General features: G+C 43.1%; 28 protein-coding genes. 19 read left to right on the forward strand and 9 right to left on the reverse strand.

The genetic code is table 11. The features are described 5' to 3' along the window. Nucleotides 1-13: 13 nt before the first annotated feature. Nucleotides 14-2215 (reverse strand): chemotaxis protein CheA, encoded by a 2202-nt coding sequence (locus tag KCX82_RS06530; protein WP_227017643.1) that lies wholly within the window; start codon nucleotides 2213-2215, stop codon nucleotides 14-16. 166 nt (nucleotides 2216-2381) lie between these two features. Between KCX82_RS06530 and KCX82_RS06535 the strand changes: the two genes are divergently transcribed. The 4 genes from KCX82_RS06535 (at nucleotide 2382) to KCX82_RS06550 (ending at nucleotide 6293) form a co-directional block, all read left to right on the forward strand. Continuing rightward, entirely contained in the window at nucleotides 2382-2795 is a 414-nt protein-coding gene (locus KCX82_RS06535) for a helix-turn-helix domain-containing protein (RefSeq protein WP_227017644.1), read from the forward strand. Between the two features lie 37 nt (nucleotides 2796-2832). Then, nucleotides 2833-4275, forward strand: coding sequence for a hypothetical protein (locus KCX82_RS06540; protein WP_227017645.1), 1443 nt, complete (start codon nucleotides 2833-2835; stop codon nucleotides 4273-4275). Next, nucleotides 4262-4564, forward strand: a complete 303-nt coding sequence (locus tag KCX82_RS06545) for an EscU/YscU/HrcU family type III secretion system export apparatus switch protein (RefSeq protein WP_227017646.1) — start codon at nucleotides 4262-4264, stop codon at nucleotides 4562-4564. The genes KCX82_RS06540 and KCX82_RS06545 overlap by 14 nt, the downstream gene beginning before the upstream one ends. A 292-nt stretch (nucleotides 4565-4856) precedes the next feature. Beyond that, nucleotides 4857-6293 carry a Kelch repeat-containing protein gene (locus KCX82_RS06550; protein ID WP_227017647.1) on the forward strand — a complete coding sequence of 479 codons (1437 nt, stop codon included), beginning with the start codon at nucleotides 4857-4859 and terminating at the stop codon, nucleotides 6291-6293. A gap of 111 nt (nucleotides 6294-6404) precedes the next feature. Here KCX82_RS06550 and KCX82_RS06555 read toward each other — a convergent pair whose 3' ends face one another. The 8 genes from KCX82_RS06555 to KCX82_RS06590 form a co-directional block, all read right to left on the reverse strand. Continuing rightward, nucleotides 6405-7679 carry a flagellin N-terminal helical domain-containing protein gene (locus tag KCX82_RS06555; RefSeq protein ID WP_227017648.1) on the reverse strand — a complete coding sequence of 425 codons (1275 nt, stop codon included), beginning with the start codon at nucleotides 7677-7679 and terminating at the stop codon, nucleotides 6405-6407. A 138-nt stretch (nucleotides 7680-7817) separates the two neighbouring features. Next, nucleotides 7818-8069, reverse strand: coding sequence for a carbon storage regulator (locus KCX82_RS06560; RefSeq protein WP_227017649.1), 252 nt, complete (start codon nucleotides 8067-8069; stop codon nucleotides 7818-7820). Further along, the gene (fliW, locus tag KCX82_RS06565) at nucleotides 8063-8518 is read right to left on the reverse strand and encodes a flagellar assembly protein FliW (protein ID WP_227017650.1); all 456 of its coding nucleotides are present in this window, start codon (nucleotides 8516-8518) and stop codon (nucleotides 8063-8065) included. Before fliW ends, KCX82_RS06560 begins: the two co-directional genes overlap by 7 nt. A gap of 10 nt (nucleotides 8519-8528) precedes the next feature. Next, nucleotides 8529-9134, reverse strand: a complete 606-nt coding sequence (locus KCX82_RS06570) for a hypothetical protein (protein WP_227017651.1) — start codon at nucleotides 9132-9134, stop codon at nucleotides 8529-8531. 65 nt (nucleotides 9135-9199) lie between these two features. Further along, nucleotides 9200-10228: a flagellar hook-associated protein FlgL gene (gene flgL, locus KCX82_RS06575; protein WP_227017652.1), complete on the reverse strand. Its 1029-nt coding sequence runs from the start codon at nucleotides 10226-10228 to the stop codon at nucleotides 9200-9202. Between the two features lie 18 nt (nucleotides 10229-10246). Continuing rightward, a complete protein-coding gene (flgK, locus tag KCX82_RS06580; protein WP_227017653.1) occupies nucleotides 10247-11806 on the reverse strand; it encodes a flagellar hook-associated protein FlgK in 1560 nt (519 codons plus the stop codon). 21 nt (nucleotides 11807-11827) lie between these two features. Beyond that, entirely contained in the window at nucleotides 11828-12331 is a 504-nt protein-coding gene (flgN, locus tag KCX82_RS06585) for a flagellar protein FlgN (RefSeq protein ID WP_227017654.1), read from the reverse strand. Nucleotides 12332-12371: 40 nt separating this feature from the next. Then, nucleotides 12372-12689: a flagellar biosynthesis anti-sigma factor FlgM gene (locus KCX82_RS06590; protein ID WP_227017655.1), complete on the reverse strand. Its 318-nt coding sequence runs from the start codon at nucleotides 12687-12689 to the stop codon at nucleotides 12372-12374. A 487-nt stretch (nucleotides 12690-13176) separates the two neighbouring features. On the opposite strand from KCX82_RS06590, the gene flgB reads away from it, so the two are divergent. From flgB to KCX82_RS06665, 15 genes are all read left to right on the forward strand, one after another. After that, complete coding sequence (flgB, locus tag KCX82_RS06595) at nucleotides 13177-13578, forward strand: flagellar basal body rod protein FlgB (protein WP_227017656.1); 402 nt, start codon at nucleotides 13177-13179, stop codon at nucleotides 13576-13578. A 2-nt stretch (nucleotides 13579-13580) separates the two neighbouring features. Then, nucleotides 13581-14018, forward strand: coding sequence for a flagellar basal body rod protein FlgC (gene flgC / locus KCX82_RS06600; RefSeq protein ID WP_227017657.1), 438 nt, complete (start codon nucleotides 13581-13583; stop codon nucleotides 14016-14018). A 206-nt stretch (nucleotides 14019-14224) separates the two neighbouring features. Further along, nucleotides 14225-14578: a flagellar hook-basal body complex protein FliE gene (gene fliE / locus KCX82_RS06605; protein WP_227017658.1), complete on the forward strand. Its 354-nt coding sequence runs from the start codon at nucleotides 14225-14227 to the stop codon at nucleotides 14576-14578. A 65-nt stretch (nucleotides 14579-14643) separates the two neighbouring features. Continuing rightward, complete coding sequence (fliF, locus tag KCX82_RS06610; RefSeq protein WP_227017659.1) at nucleotides 14644-16191, forward strand: flagellar basal-body MS-ring/collar protein FliF; 1548 nt, start codon at nucleotides 14644-14646, stop codon at nucleotides 16189-16191. A gap of 18 nt (nucleotides 16192-16209) precedes the next feature. Continuing rightward, complete coding sequence (gene fliG / locus KCX82_RS06615) at nucleotides 16210-17214, forward strand: flagellar motor switch protein FliG (RefSeq protein ID WP_227017660.1); 1005 nt, start codon at nucleotides 16210-16212, stop codon at nucleotides 17212-17214. Continuing rightward, complete coding sequence (locus KCX82_RS06620) at nucleotides 17207-17956, forward strand: FliH/SctL family protein (protein WP_227017661.1); 750 nt, start codon at nucleotides 17207-17209, stop codon at nucleotides 17954-17956. The genes fliG and KCX82_RS06620 overlap by 8 nt, the downstream gene beginning before the upstream one ends. Before the next feature lie 17 nt (nucleotides 17957-17973). Continuing rightward, nucleotides 17974-19281, forward strand: a complete 1308-nt coding sequence (gene fliI / locus KCX82_RS06625) for a flagellar protein export ATPase FliI (RefSeq protein WP_264373211.1) — start codon at nucleotides 17974-17976, stop codon at nucleotides 19279-19281. Further along, entirely contained in the window at nucleotides 19278-19727 is a 450-nt protein-coding gene (locus KCX82_RS06630) for a flagellar FliJ family protein (protein ID WP_227017662.1), read from the forward strand. The genes fliI and KCX82_RS06630 overlap by 4 nt, the downstream gene beginning before the upstream one ends. A gap of 47 nt (nucleotides 19728-19774) precedes the next feature. After that, complete coding sequence (locus tag KCX82_RS23130) at nucleotides 19775-21106, forward strand: flagellar hook-length control protein FliK (protein ID WP_227017663.1); 1332 nt, start codon at nucleotides 19775-19777, stop codon at nucleotides 21104-21106. Nucleotides 21107-21119: 13 nt separating this feature from the next. After that, nucleotides 21120-21644 carry a flagellar hook capping FlgD N-terminal domain-containing protein gene (locus tag KCX82_RS06640; RefSeq protein WP_227017664.1) on the forward strand — a complete coding sequence of 175 codons (525 nt, stop codon included), beginning with the start codon at nucleotides 21120-21122 and terminating at the stop codon, nucleotides 21642-21644. Continuing rightward, entirely contained in the window at nucleotides 21637-22047 is a 411-nt protein-coding gene (locus KCX82_RS06645) for a TIGR02530 family flagellar biosynthesis protein (RefSeq protein WP_227017665.1), read from the forward strand. The genes KCX82_RS06640 and KCX82_RS06645 overlap by 8 nt, the downstream gene beginning before the upstream one ends. A 78-nt stretch (nucleotides 22048-22125) precedes the next feature. Continuing rightward, nucleotides 22126-23649, forward strand: a complete 1524-nt coding sequence (locus tag KCX82_RS06650) for a flagellar hook-basal body complex protein (RefSeq protein WP_227017666.1) — start codon at nucleotides 22126-22128, stop codon at nucleotides 23647-23649. Between the two features lie 93 nt (nucleotides 23650-23742). After that, nucleotides 23743-23934: a flagellar FlbD family protein gene (locus tag KCX82_RS06655; protein ID WP_227017667.1), complete on the forward strand. Its 192-nt coding sequence runs from the start codon at nucleotides 23743-23745 to the stop codon at nucleotides 23932-23934. Between the two features lie 38 nt (nucleotides 23935-23972). Beyond that, nucleotides 23973-24821 (forward strand): motility protein A, encoded by an 849-nt coding sequence (locus KCX82_RS06660; RefSeq protein ID WP_227017668.1) that lies wholly within the window; start codon nucleotides 23973-23975, stop codon nucleotides 24819-24821. A gap of 58 nt (nucleotides 24822-24879) precedes the next feature. Continuing rightward, on the forward strand, nucleotides 24880-25659 hold the full coding sequence (locus KCX82_RS06665; protein WP_227017669.1) for a flagellar motor protein MotB: 780 nt from the start codon (nucleotides 24880-24882) through the stop codon (nucleotides 25657-25659). The last annotated feature ends 9 nt before the right edge of the window (nucleotides 25660-25668 follow it).

Here is a 25668-nt window from a genome sequence, read left to right on the forward strand (position 1 = left end):
TTCCATGGTCTTGCTAATAGCGATTGATAATACTTTGTACGTCCAGGATCAGGCTGATGCTGCCGTCTCCCAGTATGGTGCAGCCTGCAATTCCTTTTCCCTTGGCGGAATAACGGCTCAGGTATACAGGAAGCGGCTTAACCACCACCTGATGCTTGCCCACCAGTTCGTCTGCAAAAAGGCATGCCAGCTGATCTCCGGAATCCACAAGCAGCAGAATTCCATCCTCAATTTTGGTCAGGGTATCCTCCAGGTGGAAAATCTTATGCAGCCGGATAATTGGATAGCAGACACCGCGGATCATGATCATTTCATTATTGTCAGGATCCTTCAGCAGCTGCTTGGTGGTAGCTTTAAAGGATTCCCGGATATTGGTAATGGGAACGGCATATACATTGCCTCCCACTTTGATTTCCATACTTGAAATAATAGCAAGTGTCAATGGAATCTTGAAGAAAATATTGGTACCGGAGCCCTTTACGCTTTCGATGGTTACGGTTCCGCCGATTTTCTCGATATTCTTTTTCACAACGTCCATACCCACGCCTCTTCCGGAAAACTCCGTAACGGCCTCCTTAGTGGAAAAGCCCGGGGCGGTAAGGAGGTTGAAGATCTCTTTTTCGGTATATTCGTTTTCCGGCTTGGTCAGGAGATTTTTTTCCCTTGCTTTGGCCAGAATCATTTCCGTATCCAGTCCTTTGCCGTCGTCACTGACAGATATGATAATATCTCCGCCTACGTTCTGGGCAGAAAGAATGATTTGCCCTACAGGATCCTTTTTAGCGGCAATACGGCCGGCCTTATCCTCGATAGCGTGGTCCATGGCATTTCTGACCAAATGCATCAATGGATCGGCAATACCGTCGATGATGGTTTTATCTACCTCGGTGGTTTCACCCATTACGATAAGATCTACCTCTTTTGATAATTTCTTACCCATATCTCTGACGATACGGCGCATCTTTTGGAAAGTAGCGGCTATGGGCACCATTCGGATAGACATTACAATATCCTGCAGCTCGTCTGTAAGCTTTCTCAGCTGCCTTGCAGCTTTGTTGAAGCTGTCCAGCTCCAAACCTGCAAGATCGGCATTTCCGGAAACCATGGACTCGGTGATTACAATTTCGCCGACCAGATCCATGAGGGTATCCAGTTTATTTAAATCAACGTTGATCAGATTTTGCTTTCCGGATTTTGCTTTACCGGCATCTGAAGAAGAATCGGAATCATTTAGATTGTTTTTGGCAACAGCTCCTGTTTTCTTCTGTTCCTCCTCCGGCATAGAAGCTTCCGGTTCCTTTTTATCCGTATCTTTTGGCAATCCACTGATAAAGTCCACTTTTGATACAGAAAGGGTGCCCTTTGCAGCGGCTTCTATTTCTCCCGCTGTCATATTTGTCTGGAAGCTGCAGAAAAACCCGCTGTGTGAAATAATCTCGGAGGCTTCAGGATTGGTACTCAACTCGTCCGGAATGGTTTCCAGTACCTGACCCAAGGTGTCCAGCTTGTTTACCAGCATATAGGCCCGAATATTTTCCATTTGGCAATCTTCTGTGAAACGGATATGCAGGTAGAAGGTCTTTCCGTCTCCTGATGGATCCGCCGCCGAAACGGGCTCGGAAGCTGTACTTTCAGCCGATGTTTCATAGGATGCGGCACTTTCTGCTGCAGTGATTTCTGTTGCACTGATTTCCGCAGGCTCCTGAGCTGCCTTTTCCGCTTTTTTCTTTGATGAAGCCTTTTTCTCTGCGGCAGGCTTGGAGCCGGCAGGTTTGGCAGCTTTGGCTTTGCTGTCGGAACTCTGTCCGTTCATTTTGTCCAGAAGATCCAGGATCTCGCCGATGAGGTCCTCGTTCTCTGTGGAAAGTTTTTGATTCTGCTGAATCTTTTCTACTTCTTCCTTTAAAAAGTCGGATACTTTTAATACAACATCGAAAAGCTCGTTAAAATAATTATCATCAATTCCGTTTTCACGAATAACATAAAATAAGTCTTCCAGTTTATGGGAAACGTGTGATATGGTATCAAACTCCATCATGGCAGAAGAACCTTTTATCGTATGCATGATACGGAAGATTTCGTTGACATTTTCAGTAGAAAGGTTTTCTTCTTTTTCTGACTGGAGCAATATTTCATCTAACTGATCTAGCAGGGTTGTTGATTCGAATAGGTATAATTCCAACATGGAATCATTCGTAAAATCATAGTCACTCATCGTCATTCCACCTTTTTCCTATATTTAGCAGATTCTATTTTTTTCTCTTCCTATTATTTATCGACAATGTTGGAATAAAAATTAGCATCTTTTACACGTTACGTCAAAATATATTGTCGATTTATTGATTTTATCATAGATTAGAGATATAATGGTAGCCAGATTTATGTTTAAAATTGAAATAGAAAAAGCAATGGAGGAACGATCAATGGACCAAATAAACAGCATTGCACGAAATAACATTAAACTGTATCGAAAAATGAGAAAAATGACCCAGAAGGAACTGGCAGAAGCTTTGGATGTGACTCACAGCTCTGTGTCTGCCTGGGAAATAGGAAAGAACTCCATTGACATGGAGCGTCTCAATGATATCTGCCGCATCCTGAATGTCAGCCTTGTAGAGATTCTGACAGAAAACGAAGATGAAGAAAAAGTGCAGAAGGATGAGGAAAACAAGCAATTGATTGAATATGTAGAAAGACGGCCTGAGGTAAAGCGATTGCTTAAGACTACCATGGACTCAAGAAGTGATGATGTTGTGGTAGCCATCAAGCTTCTGGAAGCTTTGAAAAAAAGATAAACATGATGTTTTCCCCTGTTAGAAAAGGAGACCTGTTGTGGCCGATATTTTAAAAATCACTTCGCCTATTTCTGTCAACAATAAAGTACATAATTTACCGAAGCAGCTTCCTACGGATGCTGTCTTTGATTTGACCAATCCCAATCTGGTGGTGAAAAATCAGCCCAAGGCTCAGAATGCAGATGAAGAGGGCTCCAGGCAAACCTTGCTTCAAAATCTGAACAAGGAAATTTTTGCACCCCTGATGAACAGCACCAGGGCCCAGGCCGACAGCATCAGAAAACTGGTGCTCATGGCAAAACTCTTCGAAACTTCTTCGGGCATCATTACGGAAAGCTTTCTGGATAAAATGTTTATTCGTCCGCAGGAATTGTTGGGAGAGCTTCTTGCCAGGGAGAAAGGGGAAACCATATTTCAGGGTGAATTCTTTGACAGCCTGCGGATGCTGGCAAAGATGGAAGGCCAGCCCAGGGTCAAGGAGGCGGTCATCGCCATCCTAAAGCACTTTGATTGTTTTGTAAATCAGGACAGCTCTCTGCGTTCCATCGTGAAACAAAGCCAGGACTTGTGCGGAAAGCTGTTTAAAAGTGATGCCGAGCAGCTTCAGCAGCACATTACGAAGCTGGATATGATGATTCAGCTGAATAAAGACAACCCAAAAGAAATCAGAGCCTTTCTGAAAAATGAATTTATACCCATTCTGGGAGGGCTGGTCAGAAAATATCAGAGCAGTGAAAAAATACATAGTCCTGTGGTAGCCATCATTCACCACATTGTAAGATATGACAAGGCAGATTCAGCCCGGCTTGAGGAAGCTATTTACCAGCTAGGGGATGAGTTGAAGCCTCTTACCAACCTGACTGATGACGACCTTGCTGAAATGAAGCAGCAGCTTTTTGAACTTGGCAGGGAAGCCAGGGAGAAGGGAACGCGCGAAGGTGCCGAAAAAAGTTTTCTTGGTAATTTCGGAGTCGAAACTGAGGATACGGATTTGCCTTCACTTTTGTCCAAAGCATTGGATTCGGCAGCACCCACTAAAATCACAGGAGTTGCACAGAATCTGCTGATGTATATGCTGCAAAATGAAAGCCCTGTCATGCCATTGATGCATTTTATCATTCCGTTCCGCTTCCTTGATGAAAACACTTATGGGGAGTTCTTTGTGGATAAGGACTGCAAGGAGCGAAAAGGGGAGGCCAATGAGGCAAGAAACATTTTCTTTACCATTCAGTCCGATAAATACGGCAATTTTGAGGTAGACCTACTGGAACGGGATAAAAAAATCGATCTGGATATCCGATGTCCGGAACTTCTGATTAGCGACTTAAAGGAGATCAGGGCAAGAATGAAGGGTATCATAGAAGACCAGGGATATCGCCTGACAAGCTATCAGGTGGAAGCCTATCAGGAAAGTCAGTCAATCCTGCAGCGTTTCCCTAAGCTGGCACAGAGAAAGGTAGGATTTGATGTCAAAATCTAAAGAGCCTCTCAAAGTAAAAAATAAAGCTTCTACGCTGAGTGTAGCCGCCTTGAGGTACGATCAGGCTAAAAATACGGCTCCCTGTGTGGTGGCGGCGGGAACCGGACATATTGCCCAGAAGATCCTGCAGGTTGCCATGGAGAATGGAATTGCCATCTATCATGACGACAGCGCTGCAACCCTTTTGGCTAAGCTGGAGCTGGGACAGGAAATCCCGCCGGAGCTGTATCAGATTGTGGTGGATATTTATATCTCACTGCTGAATGTGGCGGAAGAAACGAGACGATAGGATAAAATATAAAATAAAAATCAAATAATACTTTAGCTTTGCAAAGTACAAGTGAAGTTGACCCTACCTTTTGAGGAATTTCCTGAGTTTTATTCCAAAGTATCGGAACGAATATCAGTAAGGAATTGATGCTCATAAGGTGTAAGGTCGGCTTTTTTTATGTAAACTTATATTATACTTTATACATACTAGTAAAAACAGAATGTTAAAACAATCTAACCTGTGGTAATGTTAAATATATCAATATCAATCAGTTATAGTAATTATCGTAGTAAGAAAGGAAGTAAAAGAAATGAAACGATTGATAGCAATTTTAATGACACTGATTATGGTGTTCGGGTTGTCCAGTGCAGGGGCTTGTGCGGCAGAGCCTACTTGGCATATAGGATTATCAATGCCAACAGCAAGACATTTCATTGGTTCTGCTGTGATTGAAGATAAGATTTATGTTATGGGAGGAATCAGTGGTGCGGGTTATTTAAAAACTGTTGAAATCTATAATACAACTACCAATAAATGGACAACAGGAACGTCAATACCTACTACAAGAGCTAATATGTGTTTGTCATCAATAGACCAAAAAATCTATTTAATAGGTGGTTACAATGGAATATATTATAATACCGTAGAAATTTTTGATTCTACTTCTAATACATGGACAGCAGGAGAACCGATGCCAACGGCAAGGGCAAGCGCAACCTCTGTTGCGATAGGTAATAAGATATATGTAATTGGAGGTGCCAATCCAGGAGATAATCCATTTAATACGGTGGAGGTATATGACACTACGACCAATACATGGACAACAGGAGAACCGATGCCAACAAGTAGAAGCAATCTTACCTCTTCTGTAATTGATAATAAAATATACGTAATTGGTGGTGGGAATTCAGAGAGCGTTGGGATAAAGACCGTTGAGATTTATGATACTAAAAGCAATACATGGTCAACAGGAGAGCCGATGCCGACGGGGAGATCTTATTTAGCCTCCTCCGTTATCGGTGGTAAGATTTATGTAATGGGTGGCTATGATTCAGGAAGGAATAGAGTAAATACAGTAGAAGTCTATGATCCTAAATCTAATACATGGTCAACAGGCACACCACTACTTGGAACTACCAGAAACCACACTTCTGCTGTCATAGGTGATAAGATTTATGTGATAGGTGGAGACAGGAATGGAACTGTTTCGAATAGACTTGAATATTTACAAGTTATACCTGACGTTACAACACCAACCCAACCCCTCAACCTAACTGCCATAGGCGGGAACTCCAAAGTTGACCTTTCTTGGGGATCAGTAGCAGACGCTACAAGCTATAACGTGAAGAGATCAACCACACCTGGCGGTCCTTATACTACAATCAGTAATGTGACTGGTACATCCTACACAGATACCGATGTGGTTAACGGCACAACCTATTACTATGTCGTTACAGCTGTATCGGCTGGAGGAGAGAGTGCAAACTCCAACGAGGCCAGTGCTACACCACAGGCTCCTTCGACATCCACAGGTAAGGCACTTCTGGTCATTACAATGACGAATGGTCTTGAAAAGGAATATGATCTGCAGATGTCAGAAGTAAATGCTTTTATAAACTGGTATTCAAGCAACGGATCCGGATTTTACATGTTCAATAAGAACTTTAACCTCGGACCGTTCATGACTAGGGTTGATTATATAGCGCATGACAAGATCCAGAACTTTGAAGTAATGCAGTATCAATAAAAAAAACACTATTGCTCCGCAAATGCAAACCTTGTTTATATATTTAGATAGCAAAAAGCCACCTTTCGGTGGCTTTTTGCTGATGTGTAGATTGTGTGTCTTCTGTTATATTTATTGTAATAACTGAAGTACGCCTTGAGGCTGCTGATTTGCCTGAGCAAGCATTGCCTGAGCAGCTTGGGAAAGGATGTTGTTCTTTGTGAATTCCATCATTTCTTTCGCCATATCCACGTCTCTGATACGGGATTCAGCAGCTGATAAGTTTTCAGAAGATGTTCCTAAGTTATTGATTGTGTGCTCTAATCTGTTCTGGTAAGCACCAAGCTTGGATCTCTGATCGGATACAGTTTTAATTGCAGCGTCAAGAGTATCTAAGGATCCGGAAGCATTTGCAGCTGAGGATACGTCTACGCCTTTGATTGTGAAAGTGTCGCCATCATCTAAATCTTCTCCGGCGCCAGCTGTCAAACCATACTGAGTTAAGTCAACAGTACCAGAACCATCTGCAAGCTGTAATGATCCAGTAGCAACAGTAATTGTTCCAACTAATTTATCACCATTTACTAAATTAGTACCGGAAATTTTATAGTTTCCAGCTGCCAATTTGCCTACGTCAGCTCCAGTACCCTTAGCAAGAGTCAGTGTTGCACCTGTTTCGTCAATTTTAACTGATGATCCAAGAGTAACTGCATGACCGAGATCGATTTCACTCGTTGTGTCTGCCAAAGTGATGATACCGGTAGTAAGATCAATTGTTCCAACTGTATCACCTGCTGCGCTTTTTAATAGATCATTGGTACCATCTGATTCAACTGTGTAAGTACCGGGGCTCAATTTAGCAGCATCAGCATCAGTAACTTTATTTAATTCAACTCCACCATTTAAGCCTAAAGCATTTGAAGTCATAGCGCCGATGGCAACTTTCATATCCTGACCGGAGTTGGAGCCGATCTGGAAGGAATCTGCGAAAGAACCATCCAGAAGCTTTTTCGTATTGAATTCAGTAGTGCTAGCAATTCTGTCGATTTCAGTTGTGAGTTCTGTCAGTTCCTGCTGGATCGCACCACGGTCTTCGGTAGTGTTAGTTCCGTTAGCAGCCTGGTTAGCAAGCTCTCTCATTCTCTGCAGAATGCTGTGAGTTTCATTCAATGCACCTTCAGCAGTCTGGATCAGGGAGATACCATCGCTTGCATTTCTGGAAGCCTGGTCAAGACCTCTGATCTGGCCTCTCATTTTTTCGGAGATAGCAAGTCCGGCAGCGTCGTCACCAGCTCTGTTGATTCTGAGACCGGATGATAATTTTTCCAATGATTTTGCTGTAGCGCCTGTGTTTCCGCTTAACTGTCTGTAAGTATTCAGAGCAGCGATATTGTGATTAATTCTCATTTTGTGTTCCTCCTTGAAACGATTCGCCGAGATCCTTCTCGGCGGTACTATTTGCGTGGTTTCCTTCCGTACGCTAAGGGAACCCTTTTTCCAAAGCGATTTGCTTTGATATATATATCGGCTAATGCCGGATATACTTTAGTCATTATTTTCTATTTTTTTGTTATTTTTTATCAAGTTCGCTATATTTTTTATATTGTCGGAATCAATCTTTTCCGCAGAGGCTCTATTTGCCTCGATGGTTTCTACCAATTCCTGCCTGACAATTTTTACATCCCTGGGCGCATCGATGCCGATGGTAACTTTATCGTTGCCGGAACTCAAAACGGTAATCCGGATATTTTCAGAGATGACTAAGGTTTCTCCCGGCTTTCTGCTGATGACTAACATGACGGCCCTGCCTTTCCATCCCTTTGAAAAGGTCGATATTTCACCCCATAATCCGGATTCTGCAGAATCACCTGCCTGGCCTTTTTCGTCTTGGGGTTTAAGACCACGGGACTTTTCACGTTGATGGAGAGGTTCTCTATAGAGGAAGGCACCGTAGCAATGACCAGAAAGATCAGTTCTTCAACGGATTCTACCTGACAGGCTTCCAGTTCCTCTTGGGAAAGGTTGGGATGGTAATCAGGATAGAGATCCCAGGGCTCAAATACCAGAAAGCAGGGAACCAGGTTCTGCACGGATTGAAGATATAAAAAGGAGATGTCTTCAAAGGGTCTGGAAAACACTGCAAACTTAGTATCTTCCTCAAAGCCGTAAATGCCGTCCGGAAATTCATAGACGGCGTCGTCTTCCACCTGTACGATGCCGAAATCTCTGGTGTTGATATCAATCATAGAGTCCTCCTTATGCTTTTACATCAAAAGCTGTTTTGCCGTCACAGATCTGGTCATGGTATTCCGGCGGTACGTAATTTGGATCCGCACTTTTCGGAATATAAAGCGGACCGCCTACATATTTGATGATTACCTTCGGACGTTCCACTACCTTTAATTCCAAATCCGGCGGAAGAAAGCTGGTATCGAGATTGCTGACACTGGGCATGCCGCTTGGGAGCTGACTGATATCGAAACTGATCTGCATACTCTGGAACTGATAATTTGAGTCTGTCGTCTTAGGCAGAGAATCTATGATATGATCGATCCCCCTCTGAAACTGCTGAAATTGATAGTCATTATCGGTGCTGTTCTCGATGCGGACGTTCATTTGGAGATTGCCGTCATTGGAATACTGAGCCGTCGCCGTATAGTAAAGATGATTCCAATCGATAGAAGAACTCGGCTCAAAACTGTCCTGCAGAGGGATGCTGATGGGATTGCTTTGAATCGTCATCTGATCTTCCTGCTGGGAGATCTTCAAACTGGCGGTCTGCACAGAAGAACTCCGATAGGGTTCCTTCTCAACATACTCAATTTTAATGGGTACGGTTTCAATGGTAATTAGCGGTTGCATTTCGTTCACCTCCCTTGCGGAAAATTTCCAGAATTTATGAACTAAATTCCAATTAGGAAATATAATTAGCGTAAATAATCAAAAATAGATGGCTGAATGATTTGGGTTCCCATCTGCAGGGCTGCCTGATAGGCAACTTCCTGAGATTTGAATTTGATAATGGTACTGGTTGGATCCGCGCCTTCAATGGACAGCTGGCGCTCCTGATTGTTCAGGGTAGAAGTTTCATATCTTCCTTTCATAAATTCCAGATAGGAAGTCTTTGCACCGACTTCTGTCAGGCCGTAAACAATCTGAGCTGAGGTCTTGGTAAACTGACCATAAAGGATATCCACACTTTCGTAGGTATAAGTATCGGATTCCAAACCGGATGCAATCTGTCCCAGCAAGTCATAAAGATTGTTGGAAACCGTAACACCGTCAACGGTGGTAGTTCCGCTTCCGACGATATTGATACCGGGAAGCGTATACTGGAAGACAGATTTGGGATCCACGATGGTTTTCGTAAGATCATTGGGATCCGGGATGATTTGAAGTCCAAGGCCGATATCCACATACATGGAGTCACTGGCCAAAGCTTTTTCTTCATCTGAACCGGATACGATATCATTTAAGATATTGCCGTTGTACATTAAGCTGCCTGTAGCGGTATCGATGGAAAAGGGAGGCGTGTCCGTATTGCTGCCGCCGAAATAATAGACATCGGATGCCTGGGAATTTAATGTCTGCAATAGCTGCTGCTGTATATTTTTGATCTGTGTGGCTATAACCTTTCTTTCTTCCTGACTGTTGGTTCCGTTCTGGGCAGCCAGGATTTTTTCTCTTGCTTCCTGCATCAATTCCTCCATGTGGTTCAATGCGGACTCCGCATTGGTAAGGGAAGCATTGGCATGTTCAATATTTGCCTGATAACCCTCAACGCTGCTCATGTCTCTTCTAATCTGAAACGCTTTGACGGCAGCGGAGGTATTTTCTGAAGCTTTCATGAACTTTCGGCCGGAGGCTACCTGGGTGTTCAGTTTATCCAGATCGTAGGACAGCGTATTGACGGTCCGGATATATTTATTTGTAATCATTTTATTGGTAATTCTCATGATTAGGCTCCTTTCATATTATCTTCCGACGATACCCATGTTGTTGATGATGGTATCCACGGCTTCGTCCAAAACGGTGAAATATCTTGCCGCAGCGTTGTAGGATTTCTGATATGCCATCAAATTGATTCCTTCTTCATCCATGTTGACACCCGAAATGGATTCCCTGCTGGTATAAAGATTGTTCAGGACACTGTTGGCAGTATCGGAAAAATTCTTATTCAACTCGATATCCAGTGCCAGTTCTCCTGTAAAGCCGGTCAGATATTCTGCCATCGTCCCCTCAAACATCACTTGAGAGAGGGGATCTGAAGCATTTCTATAGAACTTCATATCCGATTTCAATGCGGAGATCATTCTTAGGATGTTGTCCGCACTGCCGGTCTCCACGGTGGAAGTGGAGAGGGTGGTGGTGATGAACGTAGAATCTGCCAGCCATTCGTCCGAAATTGCGATGTTGCCAGCGGTAATACTGCCGCTGCCGTCAGTGGCTTTGAACAAAGGCTTCACTGTGCCGCTGGCATCAGTGTTCAGATCGTTCATCAGCTGTGCGAAGTTCGCAGCAAAGGTATCCATGGTATTCTTATAATACATGGCTCCCCTGAAACCGTTCTCTCCGGCAGCCGTATTTGCATAAGCGCCGTTTCCGTTGATCAGGTCAAGGTATCCTTTGATGGATCCACCCGAGATATATTGTGTGATGTCATTATCACTGAAGTCTCCAAAACAGCTGTTGATTTCGATTTTCACGTTTGCTCCGCTTTCGTTAACGGACAGGGTATTATATAAACCATTTTTTACGACGCCGATGGAAGTACTGGTGGCAGGATCGTAAATGGAAATGGAAAGATTTTCTATTGTTAGATTTTCCGAAACCTTTTCCGGAGTGGTGATCACCTTGATGTTGGCCATGTTGGATAAATTATCAATCAAGGTGTTTCGTTTGTCGTATAACTCATTGGGTGTATTGCCATGAATGAGTTCTTCTCTGATCTGGGTGTTCAGCTCTGCAATGGCTTTCACCGTAGTATTAAAGCTGTTGTCTACAACAACATTCTTCAGGTCAAAAACCTGCTGGTCTTTGACTTCCTGCGTTTGCTTGGCAAAGACATTTAAAATTTCAGTTACTTTTTGAGCAGCGGTTCTGACGACCATGGCAATATCCTTGCTGGTAGGGGTTTGGGAAAAAGTCTGAAGCTGATTGATAAAGGAGGAAAGCTCACTCTGAAGCCCGTTCACATCAATTTCATCGAAAACAAGCTCCAAATCAGACAACCCTGATAAGAGCGTGTCATATTTGCCGTTTTCTGCATTTTGCTTTCTGAATCTGGCATCCAGAAAAGGATCTCTGATCTGACTGATATTAGAAACTTCAACACCGATACCCACATTGGCACGGGAACCGGAGACGGCATATTTCTGCTTGCCGGAGAGAGAAATAGAGTTTAAATCCACTCTTTGTCTGGTGTAGCCGTCCGTATTGACATTGGAGATGTTGTTTCCTGTTACATCTATATTGGCCTGACTTGCCGCCATGGCTCTGCTCGCTGTATGAAAAGCTAGAAATGTTGATCTCATAATCGTATTCCCCCGTATCGGTTAAATTCTTGTTTCAAAGGATTTGGGAAAAAGCGTTCCCTGAACCTCTGATGCATTTTGATCATAGGTTGTGATATCTTTCTGGTTTTCCTGCTTAGATAGGGTCTTTTCTATTGTATATAATTTGCTCTGCAGCAGAACCCTGCATTTTTCCTTGTAAAAGTTGACTTCCGTCATGGTCAGGTCAAATTCTCCCAGCAATGCGTAAAACTGCATCTGCAGATCTTTTTCAGGGATCTGCATGATCATTTCAGACAGATTTCTTGCCTGAATACCTAATTTCTTTTGGTATTCGTGAATGGTATTGTTAAAATTTCTGGTCTTTAATAGGAGCACCTGCTGGGAACGAAGGTTTTCGTTAAGCTCCTCGATATTGTCCTGCAAAATCGAGTTCAGTTCCTCTTTCAGCACCGGTATGACGTCCTGGTACATTTTCAGTATTTCTTTCAGGTATCCGTAAAAGTCATTCAGCGTTTGACTGAAAGCGGCTGTTTTATTATCCATAGCGTTTCACCCTCCTCCGTTGGTCTTTTCATTCAAGCAGTTATTTTAGCATAGCATCGGCCAGTAGATTTGCAGGTACATCATAGGTGCCCTTTTCAATTCTGTTCTTGATTTCGTTAATGTTGCTGGCAGATGTATTTACGGTTACATCATAGAGAATCGCAGATTTTGCTACGGACAATCGTTTGTCGTCGAAAGATCCGGTATGGCTGCTTGAAATTTCCGCACTGTCTACCTTATTCTTTATTACATACTTCTTATTTTCTTCCGTATTGATATTTCTTGCAGGATCCGAGGCCTGATCTTGTACCTGCTGCGGCTGTATTGTTTTACTTTTATTTACAAATGATATTTCCATTTTTAACGGACCTCCTTTCGTAATGAATCTATTTTTTATGGTATATAATGGAAAGAACATAGTTGTCATCATTTTGTTACAATACCTATATCGGCAAGAATCATGAAAACTTTAGAATATCAACAAAAAACTTTGAATTCGATAAAAAAAGTAGCATATTTATGCAAAACCAACAATTATTAAACTATAAATTGAATTGATGTGTTTTGACCCCTAAAAATAAACTATAAATCGACAATAAATTCTATATATCAACAAATTGATGTAAAAAATCAATTGAAAATCGATATTTTAAAAAGAGAAATCCATGCCCCCTATGCATAAAAAAAATAATTGTCTAACTGTGTAAAATGTAGTAGAATCCTAGATAGAAGTAACAAAATATTGTGTCAATTTATGTAGCATTATGCAGGAATTTTTTTCTAAAGAAATCATTTGGTACATAATGATCAGAATTGTTTGCCAAATGGAAAAAGGAGGGTGAGGCATGATAGGTGATTCTCTGACAGCGGCGATATTGCAAAAAGCGTTGGATGGGACATGGCAGAGGCAAAAAGCGATTTCCAATAATATCGCAAATTATGAAACACCGGGTTACAAAGCAATGAATGTATCCTTTGAGGATTCCCTGGATCGCGAAGTAAACAGGCTAAGAGGCAAGGCAATGAATGCCGAAGAGATTTCCAAGGGCAAGGAATCCATAAGAAATGCAGATATCAGCGTTGCTTCCGATTATGCCACGTTAGAAAGGGCAGACGGGAACAACGTAAATATGGAACTTGAAAATATTGAAATGGCTAAAACGCAAATTCAATATCAATATCTGACCAGAAGCATGTCGGATATGTTTTCCAGATTACGATACGCAATCAGTGAAGGGAAGAAATGACGATGGATTTTTTAAGCTCTTTAAATATTTCGGGTTCCGGGTTAACGGCACAGAAACTGAGAATGGATGTGATTTCTCAAAATATCGCAAATGCGGAAGTGACCAGAACTTCATCCGGAACACCGTATCGAAGAAAAATGGTAGTACTCAACAGTATCAATGATACGGAAAGTTTTCGCAGTGCTCTTGACAAAGCAAGCGGCTTAAATGCCGGCGGCGTGCAGGTTCAGCAGATCGTAGAGGATACGGCGGCTTTCGTTCCCGTTTATAATCCGACTCATCCTGATGCTAACGAAGAAGGTTACGTAATGCTGCCCAATGTCAACAAGGCACAGGAAATGATCGATATGCTCAGTACAAGCAGAGCCTATGAGGCAAATTTGACAGCTTTTAATGCAACAAAAGCTATGGTACTCAAAGCTCTGGAAATAGGAAGGTGAAGATAGAACATTAATAAACTTTCAAATCAGTATAATTAAATAATCTCTAAATACTCAAATACCCCAATAGTAACAAACAAAAAAGACTAGAATCAGTGATTGTGTAACAAATGAACTAAAAAAGATGTAAATGTAAAAACAAAGTGTGTGTAGATGTAAAAGATGTAGAAGATGTAAAAGATGGAATGTGTTTTATGTAAGTGTGTGTGAAAAAGATTGTAATAAGTGAGGTATGTGTGATGTTTATTGTTCCAATGAATTCCAGTATCAATACGAATAGTATCCAGTCTATAAGTTTAAATTCTGAAAAAATCGGGTCTGGATCCGGGGAAAACAAAGGCCTTGGGTTTAAGGAAGTTTTCCAGGACGTTATCAAAAATGTAGAAGAGACGGAAGCCGCAACGAAGCTAGATGCCTATAATCTATCCATAGGAAATGTGGATGATATGCATACGATGATCATCAATGCAGCAAAAGCTGATGTGGCTCTTCAGACGATGGTCCAGCTTAGAAATAAAATTCTTGATGCATATACAGAGGTTATGAGAACAAACCTCTAATTTGTGTATGCCTTGTTCTAATTATTTGCAAATCAATTTTAATTACAGATGGATGAATAGAATATATGAATGAACAAATAAAGAAGACCTTGGAGCCTTTTAAGAAATTTTGGGGCGGCACTTCGCCGATCGTAAAAAGGCTGATCATCGGGGGCATCGTTGTTTCTGTTATTGTTGCTTTGATATTTAGCATACTCCTGAATTCAAAGGACTATGTTGCGATTTTTGATGAGCTGACACAGACGGAAAACCAGGAAATTCTGGCCAAACTCCAGGAAATGGATGTCGATGCGAAATATGAGAATGGCTCCATCATGGTTCTAAAAGAAGATGAATCAAGAGTAAGAATGGCCCTTGCAACAGAGGGTTATCCGAAAAGCGGCCTGAGCTATTATTTGATTGAGCAGAGCAGCGGTGTTTTAACGACGGATTATGAGCGAAAGCAGTATGTCAATATGCAGCTGCAGGAGAGAATCGCTGCCAGTATCAGGACTTTGGACGGTGTGAAGGATGCTGTGGTAACCATCACTACCCCCAGCGAGAATGGTTTTTATCTGCAGGAAAAAGAAAAACCAACCGCTTCCGTTATTATTCATATGAAGCAGGGAAGTACCCTTACGGAGAGTCAGATTTTGGGTATTCAGAATTTGGTGGCAAAATCCGTTTCCGGACTTTCCAAGGATAATATCGCCCTTTCCGACGGGGAAGGAAACGATCTTCTGGGAAATAGTGTCAGCAACAATGCAGAATACTCCAAAATAAATGTTACCAGAGAGATTGAAAACGATATTAAAAAGAAAATACTGGCCGTACTGGAAGGTCCCTACGATAGTTCCCAGATTAAGATCTCCGTTTCGGCAACGGTCAATACCGACGCACTTATAAGAGAAGAATTGACTTACATACCGTCACCGGACGGCAACAACTCGGGAGTCATCAGCGAAGAATCAAGAGAAGACGAGTCTGCCTCCTCCACCCAGGGAAATGGGGGAGTTCCGGGAACCACTACCAATTCGGAGGTTCCAACCTACCCGGTAGGGGGGAGCACCGGTCAGAGTACTTCCACCCGCACCAGTGAGGATATCAAGTATCAGGTAAGCCAGACTAAATCTCAGTCGGAAAAATCCGGTGCCGTGGTAGAGACAATTTCCATCGGAATCGCTATTGACAAGCCGTTCTTTGATCCCGGTGAACAGCAAAGCATAACGCAGCTTGTGGCCTTTGCGGCAGGTGTTGATCCTGCTAATGTAGCGGTTCAGAATTTCAAGTTCCAGAAACAGGAAAATACGGTAGTTGAAGAAGAACCGGGAATCAATAAAATGATTCTTTACGGAGCCATCGCCGGCGGCGTTCTGCTGATATTAATAGGAATTCTGGTATTCATCATGTTGAGAAGACGCAGAAGAGCACTGGAAGAACAGGCCTTGAGAGAAAGTGAAGCCCTTGAGAAGGAAGCGGCATTGAATGCACTCTTCGGAGAGGCTCAAGCAGAAAAGATCCAGCATATTACACCGGTACAGGATGTAAGAAGAGAGGAAATCAAGGAATTCGCGAAAGAAAATCCGGAAATAGCCGCTCAGATGATCAAGTCCTGGTTACGGAATGAAGAATAGTAGGAGATGTGGTAGTGTATGATAAATGATTTGACACCAAGACAAAAGGCAGCACAAATCATAATCTCCCTTGGAGCTGATGTTGCCTCAAGTGTCTACAAGCATCTGCAGGAAGATGAGATTGAAAAGCTGACCTATGAGATTACGAAGCAGGAGAGTATAGAGCCGGAAATCGCCGATCGTGTAGTAGAGGAATTCTATGGCCTTTGCGTTGCACAAAAGGTTTATCTGGAGGGTGGTATCGCTTATGCAAAGAATGTATTGGAAAAAGCATTTGGCGTACAGCAGGGTACCGCTTTGCTGGAAAGAGTAACGAAATCTTTAAGAACAAAAGCTTTTGAATTTATTCGAAAAGCAGATTATAAAAATTTAATGAATATGATCGTCAACGAACATCCGCAGACCATTGCTCTGATTTTATCTTATGCCAGGGCGGATCAGGCCTCTTCCATTATAGCGGAGCTGCCGAAAAACATCCGTGTGGATGTGGTAGAGCGGATTGCAAGAATGGACAGAACTTCTCCTGAAATCATCAGACAGGTAGAAACCATACTGGAGAGAAAGTTCGAATCCGTAGTATCTGTAGATCTTCTGGAAGTTGGCGGAATTAACTACATCGCTGAAATCATGAACAATATTGACAGAGGAACTGAGAAGTTTATCTTTGATGAACTTAACCGAAGTGACCCAAAATTGTCCGAAGAAATCAGAAAGCGCATGTTTGTCTTCGAAGATATCATTATTCTCGATCCTCTGGCTATTCAGAGATTCCTCAGAGAAGTGGATACCAAAGAAATGGCTATTGCGCTTAAGGGATCCAATAAAGAAGTCTCTGCCATCATCTTTGAAAATATGTCCCAGCGTATGGGTGAAACCGTTAGAAGTGAGATGGAATATCTGCATAACATCAGAGTCAGAGATGTTGACGATGCACAGCAGAAGATTGTGGCGATTATCAGAAGACTGGAAGAAGAGGGCGAGATCGTCATAACGAAGGGTGGAAAGGATGATATCATTGTCTAGTATTGTGAAAGCCAAAGCGGCACTTTATGACGTACCATACAAGGTGGAGTACTGTACAACAGTCCATGAAAGCAGCAGCTACGATATGGAAACGGCCGTCAGAAATGAAGTGAAAGAAAAGAAAGAAGAAATCCTGAGACAAGCAATGATAAAGTCTAAGCAGATTGAAGCGGAAGCGAACAATCGTGCAAATTCTTTGGTGAACAGTGCATTGAAAAGCAGCAAATCTATGATGCTTGATGCAGAACTGAAGGGCTTTAACGAAGGCTTTCAGCGCGGCCTTGAAGAGGGAAGAATGGCAGCAGAGCAGGCAGCAGAGGCTGGGCTTGCCGAAATCAAGCGGCTGATAGAAGCCATGAAGGCAGTTCAGAAAGAGACGATGCAGACACAGGAACAGGATCTGGTGAACCTTGCATTTGAAATCGCAGGCAAAATCATCAGGCAGGAGGTTCAATCCGATGATTCGGCAGTGCTGAAAATGATCGAGGAGATCATTCTGGAGAACCAGGGGAATATCAAAATCACCCTTTCGGAATATCAGAAATCTCTTGGTATTTATTTGGATAAATCCATCATCCAAAAAATCAGAAGCCTGTCCAAGGATGCGAAGGTGGTTTTGGTAAAGGAAGAAGACATCATTTTGGTGGAAACGGAAACCGGTATCATCGACATGAGCGTTCCCGTTCAGACAGAGCAATTAAAATTGGCAGTGGATGAGGCATCGGTGGAACAAGCGTCCTGATAGGGAGGGAATGCTCCTTGATAAATTTAAAAAAATATAACAAAACCATCCGCAATACGGACTCCTTTCGATATTTTGGTAAAATTGACAAGGTAATCGGAATGATGATCGAATCAACGGGTCCCGAATGTAAGGTAGGCGACCTGTGCAGGATTTATAACAGAGGCCTGGAAAAATCCATCAGCGCTGAAGTTGTTGGGTTTCGGGGCAACAAGGTATTGCTGATGCCCTATGAAGAACCGGAAGGGATCAGCCCTGGGAATCTGGTAGAATCCACCAACTCCTCCCTGAAGATCGGCGTTTCCGAATCTTTAATCGGAAGAGTGATCAACGCGGTAGGCGAACCCATGGATGACATGGGGCCCGTACTTTGCAACACGCAGTATGAAGTACAGAGTACCAGCGCCAACCCGCTTTCGAGGCCTAGAATTCAGGAAATATTGGAGTTTGGCGTAAAAGCCATCGACGGGCTCCTGACCATAGGAAAAGGCCAGAGAATGGGCATCTTTGCCGGAAGCGGAGTCGGGAAGAGCACCCTGATGGGGATGATTGCAAGAAACGTAAAGGCAGATGTCAACGTGATTGCCCTGGTGGGAGAAAGAGGAAGAGAAGTCAGAGAATTCCTGGAAAGAGATCTGGGTGAAGAAGGACTGGCTCGATCCGTTTTGGTGGTGGCCACTTCAGACCAGCCCCCTATGCAGAGAATGAAATGTGCCATGGTAGCGACTACCATTGCAGAGTATTTTAAGGATCAGGGCAAGGATGTGCTGCTCATGATGGATTCCCTTACCAGATTTGCTATGGCGCAGAGGGAAATTGGCCTGGCTACCGGAGAACCGCCGGTTGCCAGAGGATATACGCCCTCCATTTACTCCATGATGCCGAAGCTTCTGGAACGAACCGGAAATTTTGAATGCGGCTCCATTACAGGGATTTATACCGTACTGGTAGAGGGCGACGATGTCAATGAGCCTATTTCGGATACGGTACGCGGAATCATCGACGGCCATATCGTCCTTTCAAGAAAGATTGCAATGCGGAACCACTACCCTGCTATAGACGTTTTAGGCAGCGTCAGCCGGTTAATGAATGATATTGCAGACAAGGACCAGATTGATGCCGCAGGGACGATGAGAAATTTAATGTCTATTTACGATGCGAACTATGATCTGGTGAACATCGGCGCATACAAAAGCGGCAGCAACAAAGCCCTGGATCAGGCGCTTCTGAAAATAGACGGCATTCATGAATTTCTGCAGCAGAAGGTGGATGAAAAAGTAGATTACCCACAGAGTGTTGAATTAATGAAGGTGGCGATTCAATGAAAAAGTTTCAGTTTCATTTGGAAAAATTACTATCCTACAAAGGGCAGATGCTTGACAGTGAAATGATGACGCTGGCAGTGCTGAATGAGGAAATGAAAGTTTCCCAGGAGAAACTTCTCGCATTGCAGGCAGATCTGGATTGCTGCTGCCGTGAGCTTGAAGATAAAATGCTTCAAAAAACAACACCGGCAGCATGCCAGCTTCACGTTCGATACAAGGAACATTTAAAATTGCAAATCAAACAGATGGAAAAAGAAATCGCAAAGCTATCATTGCGCATTGACAACCAGATCGATACGATCAAAAACTTAAAGCTGGAAACAAAATCGCTGGAAACCATCAAATCATCCCGCTATGACGAGTACAAAAAAGAGGATCTCAAAGCGGCAGAACTTCAAGTGGAGGAGTTTGTCTCCACCGCAAAAATGATGATTCGCAGTTTCTGACAGATTTTGCTTCTATAAATCAATCTTAAGGGAAAGGAGGTGTAAAAGTGGAAGCAGGAATCAATTTCAACTTGATTTCCGGTATCAATAACAGTACCACCGCGAGCAATCAAACGGTAAGCACTCCCAGCGGTGAAGCAGGATCAGGCTCTGTATTTCAGCAGATGATTTCCCAGCTTCTTGGACAGGGAACGAAAGCAGCAGGCCTGCAGTCTCTCTTCGGTGCGCAGCAGAATCCGGAAGAGGAAACCATGGACTCGGACATGCTTCTTAAGATGCTTTTCTCAGGAAATTTGTCTTTCATTGAGTCCGCAGGGCAGACTGAGACAGAAAACCTGTCAGATCAACAGGTTCATGACACCACTGGCCAGGACAGCGAGAATGCTTTTTTTACCGATGGTTTTGATACCATGCAGAACAATATGGCTGCTATTTTATACTCGATGCAAAACAGCACTAGAAATATGGCAGTTCAATATGTTTCTGATAATCTAAGCATGAAAGGTAATCTGCCGGAAGGGGTAAACGTTGAATCTGTTACGGCAGCCGGCAGTGCGGCTCTCGTAAATGGTACGGAAGCTGATCAAGGAATCTTCCAAGCCAGGAATTTTGGTCCGGAGCAGATGATGCAGGGTTCCGGAGACAGTCAATTCGGCAGCGGGATGACCGGGGAAATTTTCCCGACAGGATCTGAAGAAATGCTGAATGGTCAGGAAAGAAAATTAACGGATTCAGGGTTAGATCAGCAGACTTTGCCGAATTTCGAGAACCTTGATGAGGCAGATCAGCTGACAAAAAAATGGACATCCGGTTTTGCAGAGAATGCGCAAGGTACAGCGGTACCTGCAGCTGGCATATCGGAGATAACCCAGCAAGGCGTGCAGGGTACACAGGCATCGGAACCTTACAGTCAGATCAGCAGTGAAATCATGAACCATTTAGACGCCAAAGCACCTGTTGAATTTAAAATGCAGCTGGAACCGGAAAATCTTGGACTGATTGACATCAAACTCAAGCTAAACGAAGGTAAGCTCATCATCGACATCATGGCGGCCAATGCAAAAACCCAATCGCTGTTATCCGGCCAGGTGGATAAGCTGGTACAGAACTTAGGACTGCAAAATGTCCGGATTGAAAGTGTTCAGGTGAGCCAGCAGATGAATCAGCAGAACACAGACGGCCAGAACTACCAAAATCAAGCCTTTGCCATGAACAGCACCATGGATTTCTCCCAGCGGAAACAGCAGGAGCAATTCGGGAACCAGACGGATTTCATAAGGGGATATGAAACACCAACAGAGGAACCCGGAGTAGTCGAAGCTCTTGAGGGGAACCAGGGAGTTCAGGGTTATTATCAAAGAATGAATTATATTGTGTAAAGGAGGAATGAAAGTGTCGGTTAGTGGTATCAATAATTACACCGCCAGCGGAACAAGCGGAGCAAGCAGTTCCGGAAGCACCAGCGGCAGCAACTATTTATCCATGGATGATTTCCTGTCGCTTTTAGTAGCACAGATGTCCAATCAAGATATGTACAATACCATGGATGACTCTCAGTTCATCTCCCAGATGGCGCAGTTTTCCATGATACAGGCGATGACAGAGTTGACGCAGGCCTCTGCGGCATCTTACGGAGTCAGCCTCATCGGCAAGGAAGTCGTACTTGCACAAAGCAAGAGTGACGGTACGATCGATACGATAAGGGGAATTGTAGAGGGAGTCAATCTATACAATGGATCTACGGAAATTGTGGTAGACGGCAATGCCTACGCGTTGAGCAGCATCATGATCGTGAAGGAGCCGGATATTATCATACCTGACAGCGACGTGAAGGATAGTTCCGGCAACAATACCGATAACGGAACGACAGACAACGGAAATACCGGCGGATCGGAAGAGGATGATACAAATGTCTAATGAAATAATCAACAACCGATACAACTTGACGGATGCCATTGTCAGACAGACGGAAAAAATAAATTCTGTCACGGGAAAAACCGCTGAGGCCGCTGCCCAGACCTATCAGGGAAGATCCTTCCAGGAAATCCTGAAAGAGCAGATCTCTCAGGGGGTATCATTTTCAAAGCATGCAAACCTGAGAACCGAGGAAAGAAATATAAAGATCAGTGAAAGTGATCTGAGCCGGTTGGGGGATGCCTGTGACAAAGCACAGCAAAAGGGGATTAAAGACGCTTTGATTGTGATGAATGATTCGGCATTTATTGTAAATGCCCCAAATAAAGTAGTCATCACAGTAGTCGATAAAAACGAAATGAAAAACAACTTATTTACAAATATTGATGGTGCCCTGTTTTTATAGCCGGACCTTTTAGAGGAAGCTGTATTGAGCTTTGACCGACAGATAAGCTCAAAGGAGTGGGCACAGAAAGGATAAAAAATGTTAGGATCAATGTATTCCGCAGTTTCAGGACTGTCAGCACATCAGACCAAGATGAATGTTATCGGTAATAATATTGCAAACGTGAACACCTACGGCTTCAAAGCCAGCCGTGTTACCTTCTCGGACGTATTTTATCAGACGATGAACGGTGCATCGGCACCTACCACCAACGGAGGAGGAACCAATCCTACTCAACTGGGTTATGGTGCAAAGGTGAACTCCATCGATGTACTGAATACAAGAGCAGGAAGCGCAACGACGGACAGGGCTCTGGATGTGTACATCAACGGTGACGGCTATCTGCCTGTAAAAAACAGCGATGGCGTTATCAAATATACAAGAGTCGGTGTTTTGAGCTTTGATGTAGCTGGAAATCTGGTTGACAGCAACGGTAATATGGTACTGGGATTCAAGCTGGACGACACCACGAAAAATGCCCAGTTAAACTCCGACGGAACCACATCCGCTCAGAATCTGGTACCGATTAAAGTGGATCCTAAAGAATTAGATAAATATACAGGAATTGCCATTGGACAGAACGGAGAAATCACGGCCATCAAAGAGGGTGATACTACCGTGGTCCCAGGCTCCAACACCGGTTGGATGAATGGTACACCGACGGTTTCCGCTAACTCCAATTATAGCGGCAGCATTACGATGAGTGTGAAGCAGACTTTTGCTGCAGATAATGCAAATTATACTGGTGATACACCAATTACTGTTAGTTCTAATGCCTATATTGGTGCAGCTAATATGAGCGTTACCTCTGATGGTACAACTTACACATTAAGTTATACAGACAAAGATGGGAATTCACAATCTGCTACCGGAACAATCAATACGAGCACTACCCCGAATACGGTTACCTTTACCGGAGTCATGGATGCAAAAGGCGGCACTAGCGCTACCGTTACAATTCCTGTGGATCAGAGTGCAACACCAAGCACTGCTGTAGGATATAACATACCTACTGACGGAAGCACCTATATGACTTTAGGAAATGTTACCGTAGACAGCTATGATATCACCTTTAAAACGACAGATAAAGCAGGTACAACGGTGACAAACACCACCCCCGAGACCTGGGTATTCGATGCCACGACACCGGACAACAACCTTGCCTTCGGAGATATCGGGTTTACCATTGACTCCGATAAGTTTAAGGCTGTTTTAGACGGAGGATTCAGCGCTGATACCGTGATCGGCAGAGTGGGACCTGGTGCGGGAGTGCCTGAAAAGATTGCCAATATCGCGGTTGTGAAGTTCACCAATCCTGACGGTCTGTCCCAGGATGGAGAAGGCTATTTTGTTGCGACCACCAACTCGGGAGATCCGGTAGCAACCATTCCGGGCAACGGAGGAACCGGTACCTTCAGATCCGGTGCTCTTGAAATGTCCAATGTAGATTTATCAAGAGAATTTACTGAGATGATTATCACCCAGAGAGGCTTCCAGGCTAATACAAGAATGATTACCGTTTCCGATGAAATGCTTTCCGAACTGGTCAGCATGAAGAGATAATTTAACAAAGATGCACTTTTTCCTGTGAATACTTTCGTGTAAAGTAGATTGCAGGGAAAAGTGCTTCTGAACAATCATTTAGGAGGAGTATTTGTGATTACGTTAACAAAATTAAACAAAACCAATGATGAAAAATTTATTCTCAATTGTGAACTCATCGAGACCATTGAAGAGAGACCGGATACCACCATCCGGCTTGTAAACGGCAAACACTTTGTCGTGGCTGAAAGCTGCGGAGAGGTTGTTTCCAAGGTTGTTGCATATAAAAGAAGTATTTACAGATAAACATTGTTAAGCCAAAATATTTTACAGGGAGAAAATTTATGGAAATTACCACGCTAATAGGGTATGTCGCAGCAGTAGGAGCTATACTATTTGGAATAACTTTCACAGATAATGGAATTAATTTTGCAATGCTCTCTAACTTTTTCAGCGTATCCAGTATCTTTATTACCTTTGGCGGAACACTTTTCGTATTAATGGCTGCTTTTCCTTTTAGAAACTTTCAGAACATTCCAAAGCATTTAAAGATGGTTCTGCTCAAGGATAAGAAGGATCCTTACGAGTACATAGAAATCATTACCGAATTATCACGGGAAGCACGTAAAAAAGGGCTTTTGGCGCTGGAAGATAAAGCAATGGCATTCGAGGATGAATTTTTGAAGGAAAGCGTATTGATGATCGTGGATGCCATTGAACCGGACAAGCTGAAGGTTTGGTTTGATCAAAAATTATCCTATATCGACAGGCGGAACCAGGAAGAAAGAAAGTTCTATGAAGTGGGTGCGGCCTTAGGACCTGCCTTTGGTATGCTGGGTACCCTCATCGGACTTGTTAACATGTTAAAGGCCATGAATTTGGAAAACGGTCCGGAAGCATTGGGCTCCAGCATGTCCGTTGCACTGATTACAACCTTTTATGGATCGTTGATAGCCAACTGTATTTTTACTCCTATGGCAAATAAACTGGAAATCGCCCAGGAACGGGAGATGCTATTCAAAGAATTGATTATCGAAGGGGTAATTTCCATAAAAGAGGGAGAAAATCCAAAATTCATACAGGAAAAACTGATGAATTTCCTGGAAGAGAAAGAAGTGAAGAAGGATAGCGGAGAAGCAGACGACGGCAAAAAAGGAAAGAAGAAGGAAAAGAAAGAAAAGCCTTCTAAGTAATATGAAAATAAATCAATGTTAGCAGACGAAGCAATAAATATTGAAGAGGGATACAGACATGGCAAGATCAAGACAGAAAAGTAAAGTAAATAAGGATGCCTGGCTCAATACATATGCAGATATGATCACTTTGATTCTTGTATTTTTCATATTACTTTTTTCCATGTCCTCATTGGATCAGGAAAAATATAAGCTGCTTGTCAAAGCCTTTACTGCGGACCCGCAAACACTGGAGCAGATCAGCTTGGAAGAAAGTGACATAAAGGCAGGAAATCCGGACGTAGCACCAGGCGGAAAAGAAGGAGAACAGATTGAGGATATTAAAGATCTGGATGATCTCTATGAGTATTTAAAGGCATATGTAGAAACCAATAATTTACAAAAATCCGTTCAGGTGGAAAGAGGAGAAAACATCGTATTCGTACGCTTCATGTCCACGTTATTCTTTGAAGCGGATAGAGCAGTACTCAAAGAGGGCGGCAAAGAAATCCTTGATTTTGTGGGACAAGCTTTGAGGAACGTGGAACCGAATATTAAATATATTAGAATAGACGGGCACACGGCAGAAGCGGCGCCAGGCACCAGCACCGTGGATAACCGTGAATTGTCTACCGATAGAGCCAACGCAGTATTAAAATACTTTGAAGATAGATATATTCAAAATCCTGCCAAACTTATGGCAGTGGGATACGGAATGTTTCGGCCGGTGGCACCAAATGATTCGGAAGTCAACAGGGCAAAAAACAGAAGAGTGGAGATCCTGGTGGCCAAAGAAGATAACTTACAGGAAGAGTTAGATAAAATATATGAGTTAAGTGACGAAATAAAAGACGAGTAGGAGACTAGA

The sequence above is a fragment of the Sinanaerobacter chloroacetimidivorans genome (genome assembly GCF_018128545.1).
Taxonomy (GTDB): Bacteria; Bacillota; Clostridia; order Peptostreptococcales; family Anaerovoracaceae; genus Sinanaerobacter; species Sinanaerobacter chloroacetimidivorans.